The organism is Hwanghaeella grinnelliae (genome assembly GCF_004005845.1).
GTDB lineage: Bacteria > Pseudomonadota > Alphaproteobacteria > UBA8366 > Aestuariispiraceae > Hwanghaeella > Hwanghaeella grinnelliae.
The window spans coordinates 597,576-619,989 of the sequence record NZ_SADE01000002.1; the positions used below are offsets into that span (position 1 = coordinate 597,576).

A 22,414-nucleotide genomic window follows, 5' to 3' on the forward strand; every position below is an offset into this window, starting at 1 on the left:
AACCCGCATAAAGTGACGAACGAAGTACCCTTACTGATACCTATCCTCCAACACCTCCGCGATTGCCAACACCCGGTACATCGACCGCAGGACCGGTTTTTCCAGCAGCTTGTTGTCGACAACGACAAGGCCGGTATCGGCTTGTTCGAAGGCCGCGGTGGCGCGGCGTGCATAGGCGATCTGGTCTTCGCTGGGGCTGAATGTCTTTTCGATGATGGGCAGTTGTTTGGGGTGAATAGCACCCTTACCAGTCATGCCGATAGCGGCCGCGCGTTTCGCTTCCTCGGCCAGGCCGTCCATGTCGTTCAAGTCCAGATAGGGCACGTCGATCAGGTCGACGCCGGCGCCGGCGGCGGCGTGGACGCAACGCAATCGGGCATAGAGCAGGGCTTCCCAACTCGGTTCGACCCGCAGGTCGGCGGCCATGTCGACGCCGCCGAACAGCAGAGCGTCGATCCGGTTGCTGGCCTTGGCGATTTCATGCGCGGCTTCCAGTGCCTCATTCGTTTCGATGATGACCTGTAAACGCATCGCACTGCCGGCGCCGTCGAGCAGATCGTCGAGCAGGCGTATCTCATCCGGGCTTTTCACCTTGGGCACCATCAGGCCCGTCGGCGGCGACCATGTCTTGGTGATTGCCAGAATGTCCGCCAATCCATCGGCGGTACGCAGTGAGTTGATCCGCACGAGGATTTCCGATCGACCGAAATCCAGATCGGCTACGAACATCCCGACCGTGGCATCCCGCGCACCCGCCTTATGGGCAGGGGAGATCGCGTCCTCAAGATCAATGCAGACGATGTCCGCACCCGTGGCAACCGCCTTCGGAAACTTGTTCAGATCCGATCCCGGCACGAAAAGAAAGCTTCGTCGGGGACGGATGGCGTCCAGATTCATGGCGTGCTTGGTACCCGGCATATCGTCGGTCATCTATATTCCCTGTTTTTTGTAGAAGTGAACTTCAGTCCGGCAGGTGAGGAATCATACTGCGCGGCGGCGCCAAAAGAAAGACGGGGGCCTCAATGGAGACCCCCGCCAATCCGATCCGGTTTTTGGATGCTGCTAGAGCTTCCGTTCGGCTTGTAGGCCGCGCCAGATCGCCCAGCACATCAGCAACAGGATTACCGTGAACGGCAATCCGGTCGAAATCACCATCGCCTGCAAGGCGCCCAATCCGCCGCCAAGCAAGAGCACGATGGCGACCGCGCCCTCGAACACACACCAGAAGACACGCTGCGGAACCGGGGCATCGACCTTGCCGCCCGCCGTGATCGTGTCGATCACAAGGCTGCCGGAATCCGACGAGGTGACGAAGAAGACGATGACCAGCACGATTGCGATAACGGATGTGATGGACGCCATCGGCAAACCTTCCAGCATCGCGAAGAGCGACATCGGCGGATTGTAGCTGTCGATGACCTGTGCCTTCACGGCGCTGTTCGCAGGATCACTAAACACCTGTTCGATGGCCGCGCCGCCGAAGACCGCCATCCACAGGATGCAGACCAGCGACGGGATGAGCAGAACGCAAACGACGAATTCACGCACCGTGCGGCCACGGCTGACACGCGCGATGAACATGCCGACGAACGGTGACCAGGAAATCCACCACGCCCAATAGAACGAGGTCCAGCCTTGCATGTAACCGGTATCTTCACGCCCGACCGGGTTTGAAAGCGGAATGACGTCCTTGGCATAACCGATCAGCCCGTTGACGAAGTCGGACAGGATGTTCGTGGCGCCGGCGGCGAACAACACGAAGATCAGCAAGGCAGCCGCGATGACCATGTTGATTTCCGACAGCACCTTGACCCCGCCGTCGAGGCCGCGGATGACCGAGACCAACGCGATTGCGGTGATGCCGGTAATGAGCAGAACCTGTACGGTGGTGTTCACCGGAACACCGAAAACGTGGTCGAGCCCGGCATTGGCCTGCTGCGCGCCAAAGCCCAATGAGGTCGCCAGACCGAACAACGTGGCGAAGACCGCCAGGATATCGATGATGTGACCCGGCCAACCCCAGACGCGTTCTCCCAGAAGTGGGTAAAAAGCGGAACGGATCGTCAGCGGCAGGCCCTTGTTGTAGGAGAAGAGCGCAAGCGCCAATGCCACGACCGCATAGATCGCCCAGGGATGAAGACCCCAGTGGTAGATCGTCGCGGCAAGGCCCATTTGGCGGGCCGCTTCGACATTTTCAGGGATGATCGAGCCGTCTTCCGCGAAAGGCGAGGGTACGCCCAACGGTTCCGAAATCGCCATGTGATAGACCGGTTCCAACACGCCGAAGAACATCAGGCCGATGCCCATACCGGCGGCGAACAACATGGCGAACCAACCGACATAAGTATAGTCGGGCGTGGCATCCGAGCCGCCCAGCCGGACATTCCCGACGGGAAGCACGATCAACGCCAGGCAGAACAAGACGAAGATGTTTGCCGACCCGAGGAAGAACCAGTCAAACGTACTGGTCAGATACGGCCGCAAATGGCCGAAGAAATCATTGGCCTGTTCCGGCAACGCCAAGGCGTAGAAAACAAAGGCGATGATCGTCAGCCCTGAAATTGCAAAGACCGGGTTGTGAATATCAAGGCCGAAGGGCCCGATTTGGGTTTCGATATTGTCCTGACCGATTTCGTAATCGGTATCGATGATATCCGAAGGGCCTTCCGGCTCCGGTATACCTTGGTTGTTACTTGCGTCGCTCATATCGCGCGCCTCCTTGTTTTTCCCTACCGCGTGCTGTTGTCGGTATTTTTAGGTTGCCTGACCGTGTGTGTCCGGGCGCGCCGTCAACGCACGACCATCACCGTGACATCCGAATGGGAAGCAATCGTTCCCCCGTTCGACGGCCAGACATAGTCGGTAACATTGGGAATGTGGCTTGCCATGACGACAAGATCGGCACCCGTTTCCGACACCGCTTTCATCAGCGTGGGATCCAGATCGATGGCCGGGTCGTGGCTTGTATAGGCGCGGGATTCCGCGTCCACGCCATGCGCTTTGCCTTTTTCAGCAGCGAACGCTTCCAATTTTTCCGCATACTCCTTAGGCGTATGCGCGATCGACGACGGCGTCGACGCGGTAACGCCGACATAAACCAAAGTCGACCCGTAATGGGCCGCCAGGTCGCCGGCCACGTCCAGCGCCTTTTCGAGCTTGTCCGCATGGGTCAAGTCAATCGGCACCATGATCCGTTTGAACATATTCTCCCTCCTTCCGCACGCTGGCAGCTATTCAGCCGGTGCGCGCTGTTACACGAGCAGGACATGAAAGTTTCAGCCACGACGCATCAATGCGCCGTACTGGCCATCCGCCCCGCCGCGGACCCGCACGGGCCGATCGAGCAGCCCGCACTTGATTAGGGTAGCCTGATAATACGGGGTTACCTGAGGCCGCCCGACATTTCATTGCCGGAAAACGACACATCAGGCCGAATCAGGCCACCGTTTCTGTGCTTTACCCAACATAGTGGGCCAGCTTTGTCCAGGGCAGCACCGATCAGGATCCACCCTAAACCTGTGAAAGCCAGTCAGCGTTGGCGGCGCAGAAGGACATAAAGCGCGCCGGTTCCGCCGTCTTTCTGCTGCGCGAATTCAATGGAAAGCACCATGGGGCGCAATGCCGATTCGTTCAGCCAGCGCGGCACCGCGGACTGCAAAATACCTTTTCCCTTGCCGGTCACGATCAACACACACCGCTTTCCCTGCGCATAGGATGCATCGATGAAAGCGTGCAGGGCGCGGTGGCCGCTGTCCTGAGTATGGCCGTGCAAATCGAGTTTTCCTTCGATCGGCAGCTTGCCACGGCGCAGGCGATCGTTCGTCCGTCTGTCGATCCCGGGCGCGGAACCGACCTGCAACGGCGGCGCTTTGACCGCTGCGGATGGCGGCGGCGGGGTCGGCAAGGCGATATGGGAGTGGCGCTTGGCCCGCCCGGATTTGGGCGGGGTTTTCTCAGCCGCGACCTGGTCGGCCGCCTTATCGATTTTGGCCATTTTTTCGTGGAAGGCATTTCGCGACTTCAAGGGTTTCACGCCTTCGGCCACGCGCAGCCACAGATCGAAATCGTCCGGCTTACCGTCCTTTTTTCCCTTGCCGGACATTCGCCGCTCCCCATCCACCCACTTCAGGGGTCATGCCTTTATCAGGCGTCGTCCACCAGCAGGATGTGCAAACGGCGCGGGCCATGTGCACCGAGATAGATGGTCTGTTCGATATCACCGGTGCGGGAGGGGCCTGTGATGAAATTGACCGCGCGCGACAGCGCGCCCTTCGCGCGGACCATATCCCAGCCATCCTCGTAGGTGCCTTCGATTTCCGACCGCTTTACCATCACCACATGGGTTTCCGGCAGAAAGTTGAGGGAGGTCGGGCTTTCTTTCCCGGATGCGAGGATAAGCGTGCCGGTTTCCGCGACACCGCCGACGGCGCGGCTGAGGCCGACTTCGTCCTTGCCATCACTGGCGCCTTTGGTGATCTCCAGTGCCGGGCGCTTGTCCCAGGGTACGGCGTTCAAATCCGGATTGTCGGACATGCGGAAGGCGGCGGGCAGATTTTCGTTCGCCAGATACGTCGCAAGCGCGTCGGGAATATCGTCGATGGACGCGATCCGCGCGACGGTGGCGTTCACCTTTTCAGCCCGTTGGACGAATAGATCGACCAGACCGGCTGCATCCTTGTCGACGCGCGACGGGCGGATGCCGCGCTCATGCGCGATGGTGCGTTTCTCCAACACCTCGGGCGTTTCCCGCAAAGGGCCAGCCGCCTGGGTCAGGTTGGACCGGATCCGGCCCAGGATTTGTTCGCGTGATCCACTCATCGGCTGGGCCTCCGCCGGCCACCTCGGGCTGACCATTGATCCTGGAAGGTGGGGCCGGTCGGAATCGGCATGTCGCGATGGTCCGTCCAACCGCCGGCCAATGGCAGGCTGTCGGCGCGGCCGCGTTTACCGCCCATGACCCGCAAGGCGAAGGACCCCAGGCGCGATGCCATGCGATACAGCGACGGTCGCCGCGCGAAGAAGCCCCAGATGTCCAGCCCCGCGCGAACCGACGGTGGGGACAACCCGTTTTCATATTCCTTGACCCGATAGTGACGCATCATCTTGGGCAGGGGGATCCGCATCGGACAAACCGACTCGCAACGCCCGCAGAAGGTCGATGCATTCGGCAGATGGCCCGCTTCCTCAACGCCCAGGAAGGTTGGCGTCAGCACCGACCCGATCGGGCCCGGATAGACCCAGCCGTAACTATGCCCGCCGACCGCGTGATAGACCGGACAATGGTTCATGCAGGCGCCGCAGCGGATGCAGCGCAGCGCATCCTGAAACTCCCCGCCCAGCAATTCGGAGCGGCCGTTGTCCAAAATGACGACGTGATATTGTTCCGGCCCGTCCAGATCTTCCGGCCGACGCGGTCCGGTCGAGAAGGTGGTGTAGGACGAAAAGTCCTGACCCGTCGCAGACCGCGCCAGAACACGCAGGATGGAGGAGGCGTCCTCCAAGGTGGGCACGACCTTTTCGATGGAAGCGATGACGATATGGACCTTGGCCAGGGTCTGCGTCAGGTCGCCATTTCCTTCATTGGTGACGATGACGCTGGATCCGGTCTCGGCGATCAGGAAATTGGCGCCGGTGATGCCGACTTCCGCTTCCATGTATTTTTGACGCAAGACCTGGCGCGCTTCGTTCAACAGATCCGACGGTTCGGTCAGGCGGCGTTCATCGGCCAGATGCTTATGTTCTTCCCGGAACGCGTCTTCCACTTCCGACCGCAGCACATGGACAGCCGGCGCGATGATGTGGCTGGGCGGTTCCTTGCGCAATTGGACGATATATTCGCCGAGGTCGGTTTCGACCACATTCAGTCCCGCCGCCTCGATCGCATCGTTGAGCGCGATTTCTTCCGAAATCATGCTCTTGCCCTTGGTGACGTTTTTCGCGTCGACGCTTTCGCAGATATCCAGGATTATCTTCCTGGCTTCAGCCGCGGTCGCCGCCCAATGGACATGGCCGCCTGCCTCTGTCGCCTTCTGCTCATAGCGCTCCAGATAGAAATCCAGGTTCGCCAGCGTGTGGTTCTTCAAATCGCGGGCCTGATCGCGCAGCTCTTCGAATTCCGGCATATCGTCCACCGCCGTCTGGCGACGTTCGATGAAACCGACCTTCATCTGCGACAAGGCAGATTGCAGGTTTTTGTTCTTCAGCGCGTGTGAGGCGTTTGCCTTGAAATTATGGGAATGCGGCTGCATCAGTCGTGCCCCCCAGCGTTGGGTGAGGGCGCTTCGCCGATGCCGGGTTCACTTCCCATACCGGCCAGCACTTCCGCCACGTGGCGAACCTGAACCGGTTTGCCTTCCCGTTGCAGCTTGCCGGCCATGTTCATCAGGCAGCCAAGATCGCCGGCCAATAGGGTATCCGCCCCGGTGGCTTCGATATCCGCTGTCTTTTCGCTGACCATCTTGTTGGAGATTTCGGGATATTTGACGCAGAAAGTCCCGCCGAAGCCGCAACAGACCTCCGCGCCCGGCAATTCCTTAAGCGTCAATCCGTCGACGCTGCCCAGCAGGGTGCGGGGCTGGGCCTTGACCTTCAATTCCCGCAGGCCTGAACAGCTATCGTGATAGGTCACCGTGCCGTCGTATTTCGCATCGACCTTGGTGATGCCAAGCACGTCGACCAGGAATGACATCAGTTCATGTGTCTTCCCGGCGATCGCTTCCGCCTTCGGGCCAAGGGCAGGGTCGTCTGCAAAAAGGCGCGGATAATGCTCTTTGATCATCCCGGCACAGGAGCCTGACGGCGCCACCACATAATCCACGTCTTCGAAGGCGCGAAGCACTGTTTCGGCAACCGCCATGGTGCCTTTGTTGTCGCCGGAATTATAGGCCGGTTGCCCGCAACAGGTTTGCCCGGCGGGAACGCAGACTTCGCAGCCGGCATCTTCCAGCAATTTCGCCGCGGCAAAGCCGACTTGCGGGCGCATCATATCGACGAGACAGGTAACGAACAGTCCCACCGTCGGGGCCCGGTCGCTCACGGGTTTGGTCACGGCATCACCTCGCGGAATTGGTCATACCAATTTGGTATCCTGCTGAAAGCCAAGAATCAACGCGGATAACCTAGACCAGCTCAAGCGGTTGGAACATATCCCCTGTCACGATTGGACGGGAAATCTAGCTTGTCCGGCCCAACCGGGCGGCCGCTGCGTTCGGCAACAGCAGATAATAGCGCCCTGTGCTCTTCATCTTTCCGGCATATTTCAGGGCTTCCGCCCCGTAGCCCCAGAAGAAATCTCCGCGCACCGGTCCCTTGATCGCGCCGCCGGTATCCTGTGCCACCATCAACCGGTTCAACGGCTTGTCCTTTTCAGACGGCCAGTTTGTTTCCAGCCAAAGAGGCACACCCATGGGCACGAAGCTGCGGTCGACCGCCATGCTGCGACCCGGCGTCAAAGCCAGACCTTCCGCCCCGATCGGCCCTTCGCCGTCGATTTCGCGGAAGAAGATAAAACGCGGGTTTTCGGCCAATAAGGCGGTCGCCTTGTCCGGATTGCGCTCAATCCAGCCGCGGATGCCGTCCCAGGACGCCTGGTGCGCTTCCAACTCGCCACGGTCGATCAACACCCGGCCAATGGATTTATACGGCCGACCATTGTGGCCGTCGAAGCCGATACGCCGGACCGTGCCGTCCGGCAGAATGACCCGGCCGGACCCCTGAACCTGCAGCAGGAAAACGTCGATCCGATCCTTGGCCCAGAAAAGCTCCAATCCCTTGCCGGGCAGGTGGCTCTGTTCCAGCGTCCCGCGATCGGGATAGGGGACGAACCGTCCGCCGTCGACCCGCCCGACGATCCGTTTGCCTTTCAGCGCATCGTCGAACCGGCCGAGATCGGCGATTACATGGTCCGCCGGCCGCTTATAGATCGGATAGCGATAGGTTTCGTCCGGCGTGGCGGCGCCTAGCAGTTCCGCCTCGAAATAACCGGTGAACAGGCCTTCCTCCACGCCGCGATTGCTGGCCAGCATCGGCGTGAAATACGTTTCGAGGGCAGAACGGATCGTGAAATCGTCATCCGACGCAGTGAGCGCGCCGCAGCCATCGCGCCAATCCGCCGCGGTCATCGGGACGGCGTCGGTCCCAATCTGCTTTTCCGGATCAAGGGCGAGGATACGTTTACAAGACCGTCGCAGGGCGGGCAGGGCGTCGGTCAGGTGATCCGCTTGCCAATCCGTCAGGTCGGCGAAACCAACCTTGGCCAGGACGAGCGCGGGGCCCTTATCCTCGACGACGGCCTTTTCTTCTTTTTTCTCACAGGCAGTCGGCACGAGGGCCAGCAGAACGGCGAGAAAAAGAAAATGGATTTTGGAACGAAACGAACGGAAATGAAGGGCCGGAGCGACCATCGCGTCAGTTCGAGCTGCGGGTTGCGACCAGGGCCCAGTTCGGATCGTGAGAGCGGGTATCGCGTTTGAAAGTCCAGATATCCGTCACCGACACGATCTTGTTCGGATCGCCTTCAATCACCTTGCCCTCGGAATCATACAGGGCATGGGCCTGCTGGCTGACGAACTTCACTGTGACCAATGCATTCGACCCTTCCATCTTGGCCTCCAAGATGTCGGCGCCGTCGATGCCGATCAGGGCCTCCTCAAGCCGTTGGCCGGCATCTGACCGCGCCTTCAGGGCCTGACGGAAATTGTCGAAGACTTCCGGGCTCAACAGATTGCGCAGGGTCGCCTCGTCGCCTTCCGTATAGGCCACCAGGACCATTTCGAAGGCCATTTTCGACCCGCTCACGAATTCGTTCGGGTTGAAGTCGGGGTCCGCGACTTTGATTTGCGTCAGGCCGGCGTCCAGCGGTCCTTCCGCCTCGGCGAAGGCATCGTCTTCCTCGCCCGGTTTGCGGTCTTGCGGAAGCTGAACGACATTGCCGTTGTCGTTCTTCGCGTCTTCATCCTTCTTGCCGGCGCCGAACACATTTGTCGGCGGTTCCTGATGACCGGTGCGCCGACCAAGGACGCTGCCCAGCCGAATGATCAGAAAAAGCGCAATGCCCGCGAAGATAAGAATATCGATCAAGTTGAACTCGCTACCCATTTTGTAAGGGTCCCAAACACATGCCGGGTCCGGAACCTTTCCGGCCAACGAACGAATTTACGTTCGCATGTGGCTTGTTAGACCCCATTTAATGCGGATTCTCAAGCAAAGAGCCCGCCAATTACACGTTTCCTCAGTATCGCGGCCGTTCACCATTGCCCTTTGCCGGTCCAATCCCCACTCTTTAGGCCATGTGCAACGCCACTCGACGACTCAAAAACCAACCTTAGGGAGACCGACGTAACGGCACGAAAAACCGATGGTTTCCAGGGATATCCCCGAACCGCCGGATCCCCGTTCATGGCTAAATTCATGAGCGATCCCTCTAGGGGGTAGATAGGGCCCGTTACATTAGAGAGCAAGATGACCGGATTGATTATATTCGCGATCCTATTTGGCATTCCGATCGCCGAGATCGCCCTTTTCATCCAAGTCGGCGACCAGATCGGGTTGTGGGCCACTTTGGCCACCATCCTTCTGACCGCGCTGATTGGCACATTTCTGGTGCGCGCGCAGGGCATGGCCGTGCTGACGAGGATCAGGACCGAAACCGAACAGGGCCGTTTGCCGGTTGGGGAACTCGTCTCCGGCGCCTGCCTGGTCGTCGCCGGCCTGTTGCTGGTGACGCCGGGTTTCCTGACGGATTTCCTGGGTTTCGTTCTGCTTGTGCCCGGGCTGCGCTTGCTGATCGGAATGCTCTTGGTCCGGGCCTTGATGCGCAAGGGCGGAACGGTTCATTTTCAATCGGGCATGCGCCGCGGCGGTCCGGGTGGGGCCAGGAGCGATCAAAGGGATGGCCACTGGGGCCGTTACGATGACGGCACCATCGACGGCGACTATACAGTCATCGACCCGGATGAGGATGCCGGGCCACGCGGTGATCCGTCCCCGATGGGCGATACCCAAAAAGAGATCGAAGATAGAACGGAAGGGGAGACCCCGCGACGATGATGATGATCCGGCACGGCCAGTCCGAATTCAACGTGATCTATGCGAAGACGCGGAAGGACCCGGGCATCCGCGACCCACGATTGACCGATCTGGGCAAGGAACAGGCGCGCAAGGCATCCGATCATCTACGCCCGCTGGGTTTGACCCGCATTATCGCAAGCCCCTATTGGCGGACATTGGAAACGGCTGAAGTCATTGCCGAGGCACTGGACCTGCCGATATCCACGAACCCGATCGTCGGTGAACATTGCGCTTTCGTTTCGGATCTCGGCTCCCCCGTGGCGGATTTGCGCGAAAGATGGCCGCATGTGGAGTTCGGCGACCTTGCCGACGAATGGTGGCCGAATTTCGTCGAGGAACACCACCATGTGGATAGCAGGGCCCGTGCCTTCCGGGACTGGGCCCGGGCGGTCGAACCGCGGCACGACATCCTGGTCGTCAGTCATTGGGGCTTCCTGCGGGCGTTGACCGGCCATGAAATGCCCAATTGCGGCATGCTGCGTTTCGACCCGGTGAGCGGGCATCCCGGCGGCGGCGATATTGTTGCCCCGCGCGATGCATGGTAGACGAGCCACCCCGTTCTGGAACACGCCCACGGCAAGAATACCAAACCCATCCGCTTTGCGCTGTCCTGCGCCTTTGCGGTTCATGAGGCCCAATAATGAGCGATACCGAAGACCAAACCGCCCCGACAGGCGACGCAGCCGGCGCCAATCCCGACAATCAGGCAGCGCCCGGCAACCCACAGCAACCGCCGCTGACAATCGTGCATCAATACTTGAAGGACCTTTCCTTCGAGAATCCGTCGACGCCGAAGCTTCAGGTTGCACCGGGCGTTCAGCCGTCAGTCGATGTGAAGGTCGATGTTACCGCGACGGCCTTGGACGAAAAGGTCTTCGAAGTGTCTTTGCATACGACCTTCAAGACCACGGCAAACGAGCATGTGATCTACATGGGTGAGCTGGTCTATGCCTGCGTCGCGCATCTCGGCAATGTCCGGCAGCAGGACATGGAACCGCTGCTGCTGATCGAAGTTCCGCGCCTGCTGTTCCCGTATTCCCGGGCGATCATCAGCAACGCGACGCGCGACGGCGGTTTTCAGCCGCTGATCCTGACGCCGTTCGACTTTGTAGCGTTGTATCGCAAGCGGCTGGAAAGCCGGGCGGCACAAACCTCGACGGAAACAGGAACCGCCTGAGGCATCGGGTCCCGTCAGGGTCCGACGCGTCTGCCTAGTCCCGTGTCCAGATCGGGTTGTCGATCCGGGTCAACAGCTCCGCATGGGCGGCGAGTTCCGCTTCGCTGGCGGCATGAGCCCGTGGCGGCCGGAATGTTCGTTCCACCGCCGGTTTCGCCAGTTGCGCTTCGGCATCGTCACTGTCGTCGCCAGCCAGGCTGAGGCCGATCTGCTTGCCGCCCAACAGTTCGATATAGACTTCCGCCAGCAATTCGGAATCGAGCAGCGCGCCATGTTTGGTCCGCGCCCCGTTGTCGATTCCAAACCGGTTGCACAGCGCGTCCAGGTTCGCTTGGGCGCCGGGAAATTTGCGCCGCGCCATCGCCACCGTGTCGCGGGTTCGATCCATCGGGATCGGCGGGCGGCCCAGCTTGGCCAGTTCCGCGTTGATGAACTTCATGTCGAATTCGGCGTTATGGATCACCAATGTGGCGTCGCCGATGAAATCCAGAAACTTGTCCGCGACAGCCGCGAAAAGCGGTTTGTCCGCAAGGAAGTCGTTGGACAGGCCATGAACGCGAAACGCCTCATCCGGCATGTCTCGTTCCGGGTTGAGGTATTCGTGCAGATAGTTTCCGGTGATCGAATAGTCGATCATCTCGACACAACCGATTTCGACGATGCGGTGTCCGGAATTCGGGTCGAGCCCGGTTGTTTCTGTATCGAGTACGATTTCGCGCATGTTCGGCCTTTTGCCCCAGATTTTCGGCCCGGGTTCGTAGCCTCGGGTCTTCCGTTAAATCTTCCGCAGCCAGGATAGAATGATTGGCCGGGCCGAACCAGGGGTGTAACGGCCCGTTCGCGGCGGCCAGATCCGGCCGCGTCTGGACTTTGCCTGTTTGAGAATTTTCGCTACCGCGCGCCGAACCGGCCGCTTGCCCAGGCCGGTATTCACCACCGCGTCGGCCAGGCGTCTTTTCGCGGCATCGGGCATTTGCTTGTTTCTGATCGCGTCCAATCTGTCACGGGTGACGCCGGGGCGGGCGAGGACGCGGGACGCCTGAACGAAATGCGGCGCGGTCACCAGGACCGTCATATCGCATTTTCGCTCACCATGGGTTTCGAACAGCAAAGGCACATCCACGAGCACCACCCGCTTGCGCCGTAACGCGGCACGGCGAAGAAAGCCCATCCGTTCCGCGCTGACCATCGGGTGAAGAATGGATTCGAGTTTCTTCAACGCGGCCGGGTCACCGAAAACGCGCTTCCCCAATTCGGTGCGGTCCACGGCACCGTCTTTGGTGACGCCGGGGAATGCGGCTTCGATCGCCGGAACGGCCTTGCCACCGAGGGCCATCAACCCATGCACGATGGCATCCGCATCCTGAACAGGCACGCCGCGTTTTCGGAACATCGCGGTCGTCGTGCTTTTGCCCATGCCGATCGATCCGGTAAGCCCTATTACGAACATGGTGAAACCCTATTTCATTCCGCTATTTCGTCCCCAGGATGATCTCACGCAATGCCTGGGTCACCGTGGGGCGGATGCCGAACCAGGCTTCGAAACCCGGCACAGCCTGGTGCAGCAACATGCCAAGACCATCGACGGTCCGGTTGCCGCGTTTCATTGCCTCGGACAGCAAGGGCGTAATCAGCGGCGCATAGACGATATCCGTCACCAGGGCGGTTTTCGGCAAACCGTCCAGGCGGATATCCAGCGGGGGCTGACCCGCCATTCCCAAGGACGTCGTATTCACCAGCAACGCGCAATCCGACAGCGCGGCCGGCACCTCCGTAAAGGCGATTGCTTCGACATGCGGCGCGAAATCCTGTGCCAGGGTCTGGGCCCGTTCCAGCGTGCGGTTAGCCACGCGGATTTTCGACACCCCGGCACGGATCAAGCCATACAAGACGGCACGCGCGGCGCCGCCCGCACCCAGCACCACGGCCGGGCCGGCTTTCGGATCCCAGGACGGATCGCTGAGATGCAGGTTGGCGATGAAACCGGCATGGTCCGTATTGCTGCCGGTGATGCGCCCCTCGGTATCCAGGACCAGCGTGTTTACCGCCCCGATCATGCGGGCGTCTTCCGCGACGGTGTCGCAGAATTCCATGATGGCCTGTTTGTGGGGAACCGTAACGTTCGAGCCCTTGAAACCAAGCGCGCGCAGCCCGGCAATCGCACGGGGAAGGTCTTCAGGCGCGACCGCCATCGGAATATAAGCCCCATCGACCTTGTAATGGTCGAGCCAGTATCCATGTAATACCGGTGATTTGGAATGGCTGATCGGCCACCCCATGACACCGGCCAGTTTCGCGGCGCCGGAAATCATTTTTGTACTACCCCGTGGTGGCGAAAGAAATCCAGCAAGGGCAATAGCGGAAGACCGAGGATAGTGAAATAGTCGCCTTCGATCTTCGAAAAGAGCTGCGCACCCACGCCTTCCAAACGGTATCCGCCGACGGATGCCAGAACCTCGTCATCTGCCGCCGCGACATATCCCTTTAGAAAATCGTCGCTGAAATCGCGCATGGTCAGCGCCGCGCGTTCCACAATATGCCATATGCGCCGGCCGTTCTGGTGAACACATAAGGCCGCTTCCAGGTGATGCGTCTTGCCGCGCAAAGCCATCAATTGCGCAAACAAGGCGTCCTTGTCCGGCGGTTTGTCGAACCAGATGCCGTTGCAGTCCAACATCTGATCCGCGCCGATCACCAGTGCGTCCGGATAGCGCGCGGATAGTTTGGCGGCTTTCAGATCGGCCAGCGCCAAGGCGACATCCGGTGCCGTGGCACCCTCGGCCTTGAGCGAGTCCTTCACCGTTTCCTCGTCGACACGGGACGGTTCGACGGTGAAAGTCAGGCCCGCGCCGCGCAGCAGGGCTGCGCGCGCGGAACTTGCCGATGCGAGAATAATGCGGGGGCCCGTTTCCGGCATGCCCGTCACCCGACAGCTTCCCGTGTTTCCAGATGCTGCATGATGGAGGCAGCCGTTTCTTCGATCGATCGCCGGCTGACATCGATGATGGGCCAGCCCTGTTCGACGAAGGTGCGCCTGGCGGCGTTCACTTCGGCGCGGACGGTTTCCAAATCGACATAGTCGGTTTCGCGGTCCTCGGAAATCATCCGCAAACGGTTCCGGCGGACCTGAACCAAGCGGGCCGGGTCCTTGGTCAGACCGATAACCAGCGGTTCGTCCGGTTTATTGGTGAAGGTCAGCAGTTCGGCCGGGAGCGGAACACCCGGTACGATCGGAACATTGGATGCTTTGATGCCCCGGTTCGCCAAATAAAGGCAGGTCGGCGATTTCGAGGTGCGCGACACGCCGGTCAGGATGACGTCCGACGCAGCGAGGTTCCAAAGCCCTTGTCCGTCATCATGGTTGAGCGCGAATTGCATGGCTTCGATGCGCTCGAAATATTCATCATCCAACAGATGTTGGCGGCCCGGCATATCCCGGCTTTCTTCACCAAGATACTTGGAGAAGGCGGCAATGATCGGATCCAGGACCGAAATGGCCGGCACGCCCAACTGCCGGCAGCCGGTGTCGATCCGTTCGCGAACGTCTTTATTGACCAACGTATAAAGAACGATCCCAGGGTCCTGAGACACCGCCAGCAGGATTTTATCGACCTGTGCCGCCGTGCGGATCAAAGGCCAGGAATGTTCGACAACATGGGTATCCTCGAATTGCACGAGGCAGGCTTTGGCAAGACTATGCACCGTCTCACCGGTCGAATCCGAAATCAAATGTACGTGCACCTGGGTCACGGGCGCCCCCTTTGTCCCTGTGGACGAATGTCGGGATAACTTATGCAGAAACGGCCAAACCGAGACCATCCCCATTTATGCTTTCATAGATGCCGGTTTTCACACAGCCTGACCACCCCGTGAATAGAATCATACATGCCCGGTATAAGCCGATGACGTTTTGCTTTTCCCTAAGATATCCACGATAGGCGAGTTCTTCATTCACACTGGAATCCGGTCTATTGTTCCGGCTTTTGCCTTGATTGCTCACAGCTGTGAAAACAGTGCCTGTGAATCGTGGATAACCTGGTGACAGTAAATAATCCCCATGACTCATCTGCCCTACTAACACCACTACAATCCTCTTTGAATCTATATATCTATTTGTAGTTACTGTTGATGAACTGGGTTGATGTACTGGGCGTAGTCGGGAATGTAGGACCCACGGTTTGGACAAGGGATGACATCGACGGTCATCGGGTTCGGCCAGCAACGAATGAAGAGGTGATCGGAGTGAAACCGTTTCTGCGTGTCCTGGCGGGTGAAACATTGGAACGGCCGCCTGTTTGGCTGATGCGGCAAGCGGGTCGGTATCTTCCGGAATATCGTCAGATCCGATCGCAGGCGAACGGTTTTCTGGATATGTGCTACACGCCGGAACGGGCAGCTGAAGTAACCTTGCAGCCGATCCGCCGGTATGGTTTCGACGCCGCGATCCTGTTTTCCGATATTCTCGTCGTGCCCGATGCCTTGGGCCAGGAAGTGACGTTTGTCGAAGGGGAAGGGCCGAAGTTGGATCCGATCAGGGATTCCGCTGGTCTGTCCGCACTGTCGACCAACTGGATCAGACAACGCCTGGAACCGGTTTTCGAGACCATAGAGCGGGTGAAACCGGAATTGCCTGAGGATGTAGCCTTTATAGGCTTTGCAGGCTCTCCGTGGACCGTAGCGACTTATATGGTCGAAGGGCAGGGCAGCCGCGATTACGCCAAGGTGAAGGAATGGGCGTATCGGGACCCGGCCGGGTTCGGTCGGCTGATGGATCTTCTGGTTGAAGGCACCAGCGACTATCTGATTGCTCAGATCGATGCTGGGGTCGAGGCGATCCAATTGTTCGATACATGGGCAAGCGTTTTGCCGGAAGAAAAGTTCGACGACTTGGTCATCGAACCGACCCGCCGGATCGTTCAGGCGGTACGTGGTGTTCATCCCGATATTCCGATCATCGGCTTTCCGCGTGGGGCGGGTCCGTCTTATCCGAAATATTTGGAACGCACCGGGGTGACGGCGCTGGGCCTGGATACGACCGTTCCGGTGGATTGGGCCGCGAAAACCTTGCAGCCCCATGCGCCGGTGCAAGGTAATTTGGACCCGCATCACCTTTTGTTCGGCGGTGATGGTCTGAAACAGAGCGCGGAGCGTATCGTGAAAGGGCTGTCCAATGGCCCCCACATCTTCAATTTGGGTCACGGCATCATCAAGGAAACACCACCGGAGCATGTGAGCGAGCTGCTGTCTTACATCCGGTATTCCTGATCAGTCTGCGCGACGCAGACCCGCATAACAGGTAAGCGAGGAATCATGTCCTTTCCCGATGGTCATCCGCTGATTACCGGCCCGAAAACCGGTGTTTTGCTGGTGAATTTGGGGACGCCCGATGGGTATGACGTCAAATCGATGCGGCGGTACCTGGGAGAATTTCTGTCCGATCCGCGGGTGATCGAGGCGCCGGCATGGCTATGGAAGCCGATCCTGCACGGCATTATCCTGAATACCCGGCCGAAAAAGTCGGGGAAAGCCTATGAAAAAATATGGATTCGGGAAACGAACGAGAGTCCGCTGCGGTTCTACACCCGCAAACAGGCTGATTCGGTTGCAGAACGATTCAAGGAATCGGGGGTCGTTGTAGACTGGGCGATGCGGTATGGAACGCCGTCGATCGCCGATGGAATGGCTGCGTTGGAAGAGGCCGGATGCCGCAAGATTCTGGTTCTGGCGCTGTATCCTCAATATTCCGCGGCGACGACGGCATCGGTGCATGACAAGGCGTTTGATTACCTGAAGTCACGGCGTTGGCAGCCGGCCGTGCGGACAATCGACGGGTTTCACGATCATCCCGACTATATCGCGGCTTTGGCGGGAAGCGTGCGCGCGCATCTGAGAGACAAGCCCGAGCCGGATATGATCCTGTGCAGTTTTCACGGACTTCCGCGGGAAAACCTGGATAAAGGCGATCCGTATCACTGTTTCTGTCAGAAAACGGGGCGGTTGTTGGCCGAGGCGCTCGATATGGGTCCGGAACGGTTTCGAGTGGTTTTCCAATCGCGCTTCGGTCCGAAGGAATGGCTGCAGCCCTATGCGGATAAGACCGTTGAGGAATTGGCCAAGAGCGGAACCAAGAGCATCGCGATGATTTCGCCGGGCTTCGTTGCTGACTGCGTCGAAACGCTGGAAGAACTGGCGATCGGGTTGCAGGAAACCTTTCATGAGAATGGCGGCGAAAGTTTCGATTATATCCCGTGTTTGAACGACCAACCGGCAATGGTCGATCTGCTTGAAGGGTTGATCCGCCGTGAATTGGGTGGATGGGTTTCGTAATGGGAAAATGCAAGGCGCGCGGGGGGCAGTGCGATGTATGAATGGGTGAAGGTTATACACATCCTTGCGGTGATCTCATGGATGGCCGGGCTGCTCTATTTACCCCGGCTTTATGTGTATCACTGCCAGGTGGACCCAGGATCCGAAGCCGCCGAAAAGTTCAAGGTCATGGAGCGTAAGTTACTGCGCGGAATCATGAACCCGGCAATGATCTTCAGCTGGATTTTCGGGCTTTGGACGGCCTATGAAATCCACGCTTGGTCGGATGGCTGGTTTCACGGGAAATTGGCCTTGGTCATCCTGATGACGGCCGCCCATATGGTCTATGCAAAACAGCGGAAAGCGTTCGAACAGGATGCCAATACGCATTCCGAACGTTATTTTCGATTCATCAATGAAGTGCCTGCCGTGCTGATGGTCGGGATCGTTATTCTGGTCGTAGTAAAACCCTTTTAACTGAAATGGTTAGGGATTTCGTCTTCCCAGGATCAAGTATCCGTTGAAACAAAATAGCCATTTGACAGCCGCGCGGGTATTGACTAACTAACGATATCTTCAATCGGGCCGTTCCAAGGTCCGGGCAACGAATCCGCGTCGCCTCTTTGTACGGCCAACGCGTGACGCCAGCCCCTTCATCCTCCCAAGTATCTGTACGATCTTCACACTGTACAATCCACGCCCTCAGGCCAGAAAACATGCATCTCAAAGAACTTAAGAAGAAAACCCCGCCCGAATTGCTCAGCTTTGCGGAAGAGCTGGAAATCGAAAACGCCTCCACATTGCGCAAACAGGAACTGATGTTTGCCTGCCTGAAACAGTTGGCGAACAACGATGTCGCGATTTATGGCGAGGGCGTGCTGGAAGTGCTGCAGGATGGCTTCGGCTTCTTGCGCTCACCTGAAGCGAACTACCTGGCAGGACCGGACGACATCTATGTCAGTCCCAGCCAAATCCGGCGTTTCGGTCTGCGCACCGGGGATACGGTTGAAGGTCAAATCCGGGCGCCGAAGGACGGTGAGCGATACTTTGCGCTGCTGAAGGTAAACAACGTCAATTTTGATGAGCCGGACCGGGTTCGCCATCGGATCAACTTCGATAACCTCACGCCGCTCTATCCTGATGAGAAGCTGAAGCTTGAGATCGAAGGCAATGACGGCAAGTCGAAAGATCTGTCGACCCGCGTGATCGATTTGATCTCTCCGTTGGGTAAAGGGCAGCGGGCCTTGGTCGTTGCACCGCCGCGTACCGGTAAGACGATGATGATGCAGCAAATCGCTCATGCGATCTCGTCGAACCACCCGGAAGTTTATCTTCTGGTGTTGCTGATCGACGAACGCCCGGAAGAAGTGACCGACATGCAGCGTTCCGTGAACGGTGAGGTGGTCAGTTCAACATTCGACGAACCCGCCAACCGTCACGTTCAAGTCGCCGAGATGGTGATTGAAAAGGCCAAACGTCTGGTCGAACACAAACGTGACGCCGTGATCCTTTTGGACTCCATCACACGGCTTGCCCGCGCCTATAACACGGTCGTGCCGTCGTCGGGTAAGGTGCTGACCGGTGGTGTTGACGCGAATGCCCTACAGCGGCCCAAGCGGTTCTTTGGCGCGGCCCGTAATATCGAAGAAGGCGGTTCGCTGACCATCATTTCAACGGCGCTGATCGATACCGGCAGCCGGATGGATGAAGTCATCTTCGAAGAATTCAAGGGTACGGGTAACTCCGAGATCATTCTGGACCGTAAGCTTTCCGACAAACGGACCTTCCCGGCGATCGATATCACCAAGTCCGGTACCCGTAAGGAAGAACTTCTGGTCGACAAGGGTGTTCTCAGCAAGATGTGGGTCTTGCGCCGTATCCTGATGCCGATGGGCGTGACGGATGCAATGGAATTCCTGCTCGACAAGCTGAAGGAAACCAAAAACAACGACGACTTCTTCGATTCGATGAATCAATAATCCGTCGGGGCTTTGCAGTTTCCCCAAAACAATCGTCGAAAAGCGCTCCGATCAGTAAATGACGGGGCGTTTTTCCTTTTCGGGTCTTGAGTCAATCATGGTTGACAGAGTCGGCTAGATTTCCGGGCCTTGAAACTGCATATGCAGTCAAGCGGGGTAGCGTGATAGGCAAAGGAAAGGGGCGCCCCGCAAGAGACGCCCCGTTTTCAGGATCATGGCTGGGGGAAAATAGTTTTCTTACGGAATTAGGATCGTGGATCCAGTGGTTTTCCGGGCTTCCAGGTCTGTATGGGCCTGTTGTACCTCGGCCAGGGGATAGGATTGATTGACCTCGATCTTCAACCCCTTGCCGACAGCGTCGAACAAAGCCGTTGCGGACTCGACCATATCTTCCCGGGTGGCCGTATAGGTCATCAAAGTGGGGCGGGTGACATAGAGCGAGCCTTTGGCAGCCAGAATGCCGACATTCACGTTGTCCACCGGGCCGGAGGCATTTCCGAAGGAAACCATCAAACCGCGCGGCTGAAGACAATCCAAGGACATTTCCCAGGTATCCTTGCCGACGGAGTCGTAAACCACCGGAACGCCCTTGCCGTCGGTCAATTCTTTTACTTTCGAAACGACATCTTCCTCGCGATACAGGATGACATGATCGCAGCCATGGGCCTTTGCCAGCTCGGCTTTTTCTTCGGAACCGGTCGTGCCGATGATCGTTGCGCCGATCTGTTTCAGCCATTGGCAGGCAATCAGACCGACGCCACCGGCCGCCGCGTGCCAAAGAACCGTGTCACCAGGTTTTACCGCATAGGTACGGCGGATCAGGTATTCCACCGTCATTCCCTTGAGCATCATGCCCGCGGCCTGCTTGGTATCGATGCCGTCCGGCAGCTTCACGACCTTGGCGGCCGGCATCACGCGCTCGGACGAATAGGAACCGATCGGACCGGTGCTATAGGCAATACGGTCTCCGACGGCGAGGTCTGTCACCCCGTCGCCGAGCTCTGTTACCGTCCCAGCGCCTTCCAGACCGATGGGCGATGGCAAGGGCAGGGGATAAAGGCCGCTGCGGTGATAAGTGTCGATGAAATTAAGGCCGCATGCGTCATGCGTGACGCGGATCTCGCCGGGCCCGGGGGCGCCGACCTCTACATCTTCATAGGTCAGAACTTCCGGTCCGCCGGCACTGTGAATCCGAACGACTTTCGCCATGTGAAACCCTCCCGTGGTTTTTTGACCGCGCCGCGGTGCAAGTGAATGAATGTGGTGTTTTCCGCCTGCTGGAACGGCAGGAACGGTAAATGATATGGAGCTTTCCTTATGCCCTTGTAGGGGAAAGATGGACAGGCGAAAACAGGGGCGACAGAAAAATGCCCATGACTGCCGGGCGCAGATTCCTAGGGCGGATCATTGAAATATGCGGGCGTAGCTCAGGATCGAAACGGCGTGCAGAATCCGTTTTGACACCGCAGTGAATTCGATAACTAGCGTTTTGTAGGGTAGGGATTACCAGATGTTGGATGGCTCAAAAGAAACCATTTATGCATTGTCGACACCGGCGGGGAGAGGCGGGGTTGCGGTTGTTCGCGTGTCCGGACCCGATGCGAAAATGAGCCTGCCGGTTCTGGGCATTTCGGACGTGCCGAAACCGCGGGTCGCGACACGCGCGGCGCTTAAACGCGCGGCAGATGACACACCGATCGACGATGCCTTGGTTTTGTCTTTTCCGGGACCGGCCAGTTTCACCGGTGAGGATGTCATCGAATTCCATCTGCATGGGGGCATGGCCATCATCGATGCGGTTCAGGCGATATTGGGGGACTGTCCGGGGTTTCGCCTGGCCCAGGCGGGTGAATTCACGCGACGCGCCTTCTGGAACGGAAAAATTGACCTGGTGGAGGCCGAAGGTCTGGTCGATCTGATCGAGGCTGAGACGGAAGCACAGCGCATCCAAGCCCTACGCCAACTTAAAGGAAGTTTGAGCGCCTTGTACAATGGTTGGCAGAAACAGCTGGCGGACCAATTGGCGCTCGTCGAACTCGGTTTGGACTTTTCCGACGAGGGCGATGTGGAGGAGGCGGATAGCGGTCTGGACCGACAGATGATGGAAACCATCTTACAGGAAATGCAAACCCATCTGAATGACGGGCGACGGGGCGAAATTGTCCGGAATGGGATAAAGGTGGCCATTGTCGGGGCGCCGAATGTGGGTAAATCGAGCCTTTTGAATGCGCTTGCCGGCCGGGACGCCGCGATTGTTTCCGACGTTGCGGGGACGACGCGGGACCGGGTCGATGTTCATCTGAACCTTGGGGGACAAGCGCTGGTCCTCACGGATACTGCCGGGCTCCGTGACTCTGAAGATGTCATCGAGCAAGAAGGCATTCGTCGCAGTCTTAGCGCTGCGTCCGAGGCGGATATTGTTCTGCTGATGGGGGAATACGGATCCGATGACGGTATCCCGGCAATCGATACAGCTGGGGCAGAGCCGATCGTTGTATGGAACAAGGCAGACCTTTCGCCTGTTCAAACCTCCGGCGGATCGTGCTCTCGGCCGGGTATCAGTATTTCGGCGCGGACAGGGGACGGGATTTCTGCCTTGGAAGAGGCGCTGACAAATCTGGTCCGTTCCTTGGCGTTGCAAAGTGAGGCACCGGCATTGACCCGTGCGCGGCATAGGGAAGCTGTACATAGTGCGGTGGCGCGTATGGAGGAGGCGATGCGGGAACCGGATGCAGTGCTCCTCGCCGAACACCTTCGGTCCGCGGTTGCCGCGTTGGGCCGGATCATTGGAAAGGTGGATGTTGAAGATCTTCTCGACCGGATCTTTCGGGACTTCTGCATCGGGAAATGACCGAGTGTTTCACGTGAAACATCGGCGCGGAGT

23 protein-coding genes are annotated in these 22,414 nt (G+C 58.6%); 8 read left to right on the forward strand and 15 right to left on the reverse strand.

Annotation, left to right across the window (positions count from 1 at the left end):
- Positions 1 to 30 precede the first annotated feature (30 nt).
- From EOI86_RS13450 to EOI86_RS13490, 9 genes are all read right to left on the reverse strand, one after another.
- Positions 31 to 930: an HpcH/HpaI aldolase/citrate lyase family protein gene (locus EOI86_RS13450; RefSeq protein ID WP_240035668.1), complete on the reverse strand. Its 900-nt coding sequence runs from the start codon at positions 928 to 930 to the stop codon at positions 31 to 33.
- A 132-nt stretch (positions 931 to 1,062) separates the two neighbouring features.
- The gene (locus EOI86_RS13455; protein WP_127765699.1) at positions 1,063 to 2,706 is read right to left on the reverse strand and encodes a BCCT family transporter; all 1,644 of its coding nucleotides are present in this window, start codon (positions 2,704 to 2,706) and stop codon (positions 1,063 to 1,065) included.
- Positions 2,707 to 2,789: 83 nt separating this feature from the next.
- Positions 2,790 to 3,203, reverse strand: a complete 414-nt coding sequence (locus EOI86_RS13460; protein ID WP_127765700.1) for a universal stress protein — start codon at positions 3,201 to 3,203, stop codon at positions 2,790 to 2,792.
- A gap of 326 nt (positions 3,204 to 3,529) precedes the next feature.
- Positions 3,530 to 4,102, reverse strand: a complete 573-nt coding sequence (locus tag EOI86_RS13465) for a Smr/MutS family protein (protein WP_127765701.1) — start codon at positions 4,100 to 4,102, stop codon at positions 3,530 to 3,532.
- 41 nt (positions 4,103 to 4,143) lie between these two features.
- Positions 4,144 to 4,818, reverse strand: coding sequence for a LutC/YkgG family protein (locus tag EOI86_RS13470; protein ID WP_127765702.1), 675 nt, complete (start codon positions 4,816 to 4,818; stop codon positions 4,144 to 4,146).
- Complete coding sequence (locus EOI86_RS13475; RefSeq protein WP_127765703.1) at positions 4,815 to 6,248, reverse strand: LutB/LldF family L-lactate oxidation iron-sulfur protein; 1,434 nt, start codon at positions 6,246 to 6,248, stop codon at positions 4,815 to 4,817. The genes EOI86_RS13470 and EOI86_RS13475 overlap by 4 nt, the downstream gene beginning before the upstream one ends.
- Positions 6,248 to 7,048: a (Fe-S)-binding protein gene (locus tag EOI86_RS13480; protein ID WP_275668590.1), complete on the reverse strand. Its 801-nt coding sequence runs from the start codon at positions 7,046 to 7,048 to the stop codon at positions 6,248 to 6,250. The genes EOI86_RS13475 and EOI86_RS13480 overlap by 1 nt, the downstream gene beginning before the upstream one ends.
- Positions 7,049 to 7,172: 124 nt before the next feature.
- Positions 7,173 to 8,402: a murein transglycosylase A gene (mltA, locus tag EOI86_RS13485; protein WP_127765704.1), complete on the reverse strand. Its 1,230-nt coding sequence runs from the start codon at positions 8,400 to 8,402 to the stop codon at positions 7,173 to 7,175.
- 4 nt (positions 8,403 to 8,406) lie between these two features.
- On the reverse strand, positions 8,407 to 9,096 hold the full coding sequence (locus EOI86_RS13490; RefSeq protein ID WP_127765705.1) for a Tim44/TimA family putative adaptor protein: 690 nt from the start codon (positions 9,094 to 9,096) through the stop codon (positions 8,407 to 8,409).
- A gap of 363 nt (positions 9,097 to 9,459) precedes the next feature.
- Here EOI86_RS13490 and EOI86_RS13495 point away from each other — a divergent pair, with 363 nt between their 5' ends.
- The 3 genes from EOI86_RS13495 to secB all read left to right on the forward strand — a co-directional run bounded on the left by EOI86_RS13495 (position 9,460) and on the right by secB (position 11,245).
- The gene (locus tag EOI86_RS13495; RefSeq protein ID WP_127765706.1) at positions 9,460 to 10,047 is read left to right on the forward strand and encodes an FxsA family protein; all 588 of its coding nucleotides are present in this window, start codon (positions 9,460 to 9,462) and stop codon (positions 10,045 to 10,047) included.
- On the forward strand, positions 10,044 to 10,613 hold the full coding sequence (locus EOI86_RS13500; protein WP_127765707.1) for a histidine phosphatase family protein: 570 nt from the start codon (positions 10,044 to 10,046) through the stop codon (positions 10,611 to 10,613). The genes EOI86_RS13495 and EOI86_RS13500 overlap by 4 nt, the downstream gene beginning before the upstream one ends.
- A gap of 95 nt (positions 10,614 to 10,708) precedes the next feature.
- On the forward strand, positions 10,709 to 11,245 hold the full coding sequence (gene secB, locus EOI86_RS13505) for a protein-export chaperone SecB (RefSeq protein WP_127765708.1): 537 nt from the start codon (positions 10,709 to 10,711) through the stop codon (positions 11,243 to 11,245).
- A 34-nt stretch (positions 11,246 to 11,279) separates the two neighbouring features.
- Here secB and dnaQ read toward each other — a convergent pair whose 3' ends face one another.
- Genes dnaQ through EOI86_RS13530 form a run of 5 tightly spaced genes read right to left on the reverse strand, consistent with a single transcriptional unit; the run spans position 11,280 to position 14,995 of the window.
- On the reverse strand, positions 11,280 to 11,966 hold the full coding sequence (gene dnaQ, locus EOI86_RS13510) for a DNA polymerase III subunit epsilon (RefSeq protein WP_127765709.1): 687 nt from the start codon (positions 11,964 to 11,966) through the stop codon (positions 11,280 to 11,282).
- 54 nt (positions 11,967 to 12,020) lie between these two features.
- Complete coding sequence (coaE, locus tag EOI86_RS13515; RefSeq protein ID WP_127765710.1) at positions 12,021 to 12,695, reverse strand: dephospho-CoA kinase; 675 nt, start codon at positions 12,693 to 12,695, stop codon at positions 12,021 to 12,023.
- Positions 12,696 to 12,717: 22 nt separating this feature from the next.
- The gene (locus EOI86_RS13520; protein ID WP_127765711.1) at positions 12,718 to 13,557 is read right to left on the reverse strand and encodes a shikimate dehydrogenase; all 840 of its coding nucleotides are present in this window, start codon (positions 13,555 to 13,557) and stop codon (positions 12,718 to 12,720) included.
- Entirely contained in the window at positions 13,554 to 14,162 is a 609-nt protein-coding gene (locus EOI86_RS13525) for a Maf family protein (protein ID WP_127765712.1), read from the reverse strand. The genes EOI86_RS13520 and EOI86_RS13525 overlap by 4 nt, the downstream gene beginning before the upstream one ends.
- A 5-nt stretch (positions 14,163 to 14,167) precedes the next feature.
- Positions 14,168 to 14,995: a pyruvate, water dikinase regulatory protein gene (locus tag EOI86_RS13530; RefSeq protein WP_127765713.1), complete on the reverse strand. Its 828-nt coding sequence runs from the start codon at positions 14,993 to 14,995 to the stop codon at positions 14,168 to 14,170.
- 492 nt (positions 14,996 to 15,487) lie between these two features.
- Here EOI86_RS13530 and hemE point away from each other — a divergent pair, with 492 nt between their 5' ends.
- From hemE to rho, 4 genes are all read left to right on the forward strand, one after another.
- Entirely contained in the window at positions 15,488 to 16,510 is a 1,023-nt protein-coding gene (gene hemE / locus EOI86_RS13535) for a uroporphyrinogen decarboxylase (RefSeq protein ID WP_420810090.1), read from the forward strand.
- 45 nt (positions 16,511 to 16,555) lie between these two features.
- Positions 16,556 to 17,572 carry a ferrochelatase gene (gene hemH / locus EOI86_RS13540; RefSeq protein ID WP_127765715.1) on the forward strand — a complete coding sequence of 339 codons (1,017 nt, stop codon included), beginning with the start codon at positions 16,556 to 16,558 and terminating at the stop codon, positions 17,570 to 17,572.
- Between the two features lie 33 nt (positions 17,573 to 17,605).
- Positions 17,606 to 18,028, forward strand: a complete 423-nt coding sequence (gene hemJ, locus EOI86_RS13545; protein ID WP_127765716.1) for a protoporphyrinogen oxidase HemJ — start codon at positions 17,606 to 17,608, stop codon at positions 18,026 to 18,028.
- A gap of 239 nt (positions 18,029 to 18,267) precedes the next feature.
- Positions 18,268 to 19,530: a transcription termination factor Rho gene (rho, locus tag EOI86_RS13550; RefSeq protein ID WP_127765717.1), complete on the forward strand. Its 1,263-nt coding sequence runs from the start codon at positions 18,268 to 18,270 to the stop codon at positions 19,528 to 19,530.
- A 237-nt stretch (positions 19,531 to 19,767) separates the two neighbouring features.
- On the opposite strand, the gene EOI86_RS13555 is transcribed toward rho, so the two are convergent.
- Positions 19,768 to 20,739, reverse strand: coding sequence for a quinone oxidoreductase family protein (locus EOI86_RS13555; protein ID WP_127765718.1), 972 nt, complete (start codon positions 20,737 to 20,739; stop codon positions 19,768 to 19,770).
- A gap of 301 nt (positions 20,740 to 21,040) precedes the next feature.
- Here EOI86_RS13555 and mnmE point away from each other — a divergent pair, with 301 nt between their 5' ends.
- On the forward strand, positions 21,041 to 22,381 hold the full coding sequence (gene mnmE, locus EOI86_RS13560; protein ID WP_127765719.1) for a tRNA uridine-5-carboxymethylaminomethyl(34) synthesis GTPase MnmE: 1,341 nt from the start codon (positions 21,041 to 21,043) through the stop codon (positions 22,379 to 22,381).
- Positions 22,382 to 22,414: the final 33 nt, after the last annotated feature.

Excerpts from the sequence above, each read along its gene's own strand:
- EOI86_RS13465 (WP_127765701.1), bottom strand. The coding sequence starts at position 4,102 with ATGTCCGGCAAGGGAAAAAAGGACGGTAAGCCGGACGATTTCGATCTG.
- EOI86_RS13495 (WP_127765706.1), top strand. The coding sequence starts at position 9,460 with ATGACCGGATTGATTATATTCGCGATCCTATTTGGCATTCCGATCGCC.
- mnmE (WP_127765719.1), top strand. The coding sequence starts at position 21,041 with ATGTTGGATGGCTCAAAAGAAACCATTTATGCATTGTCGACACCGGCG.
- EOI86_RS13470 (WP_127765702.1), bottom strand. The coding sequence starts at position 4,818 with ATGAGTGGATCACGCGAACAAATCCTGGGCCGGATCCGGTCCAACCTG.
- coaE (WP_127765710.1), bottom strand. The coding sequence starts at position 12,695 with ATGTTCGTAATAGGGCTTACCGGATCGATCGGCATGGGCAAAAGCACG.
- dnaQ (WP_127765709.1), bottom strand. The coding sequence starts at position 11,966 with ATGCGCGAAATCGTACTCGATACAGAAACAACCGGGCTCGACCCGAAT.
- mltA (WP_127765704.1), bottom strand. The coding sequence starts at position 8,402 with ATGGTCGCTCCGGCCCTTCATTTCCGTTCGTTTCGTTCCAAAATCCAT.
- EOI86_RS13475 (WP_127765703.1), bottom strand. The coding sequence starts at position 6,248 with ATGCAGCCGCATTCCCATAATTTCAAGGCAAACGCCTCACACGCGCTG.
- EOI86_RS13555 (WP_127765718.1), bottom strand. The coding sequence starts at position 20,739 with ATGGCGAAAGTCGTTCGGATTCACAGTGCCGGCGGACCGGAAGTTCTG.
- hemJ (WP_127765716.1), top strand. The coding sequence starts at position 17,606 with ATGTATGAATGGGTGAAGGTTATACACATCCTTGCGGTGATCTCATGG.
- EOI86_RS13490 (WP_127765705.1), bottom strand. The coding sequence starts at position 9,096 with ATGGGTAGCGAGTTCAACTTGATCGATATTCTTATCTTCGCGGGCATT.
- secB (WP_127765708.1), top strand. The coding sequence starts at position 10,709 with ATGAGCGATACCGAAGACCAAACCGCCCCGACAGGCGACGCAGCCGGC.
- hemH (WP_127765715.1), top strand. The coding sequence starts at position 16,556 with ATGTCCTTTCCCGATGGTCATCCGCTGATTACCGGCCCGAAAACCGGT.
- EOI86_RS13460 (WP_127765700.1), bottom strand. The coding sequence starts at position 3,203 with ATGTTCAAACGGATCATGGTGCCGATTGACTTGACCCATGCGGACAAG.
- EOI86_RS13455 (WP_127765699.1), bottom strand. The coding sequence starts at position 2,706 with ATGAGCGACGCAAGTAACAACCAAGGTATACCGGAGCCGGAAGGCCCT.
- EOI86_RS13500 (WP_127765707.1), top strand. The coding sequence starts at position 10,044 with ATGATGATGATCCGGCACGGCCAGTCCGAATTCAACGTGATCTATGCG.
- EOI86_RS13520 (WP_127765711.1), bottom strand. The coding sequence starts at position 13,557 with ATGATTTCCGGCGCCGCGAAACTGGCCGGTGTCATGGGGTGGCCGATC.
- EOI86_RS13450 (WP_240035668.1), bottom strand. The coding sequence starts at position 930 with ATGACCGACGATATGCCGGGTACCAAGCACGCCATGAATCTGGACGCC.
- rho (WP_127765717.1), top strand. The coding sequence starts at position 18,268 with ATGCATCTCAAAGAACTTAAGAAGAAAACCCCGCCCGAATTGCTCAGC.
- EOI86_RS13525 (WP_127765712.1), bottom strand. The coding sequence starts at position 14,162 with ATGCCGGAAACGGGCCCCCGCATTATTCTCGCATCGGCAAGTTCCGCG.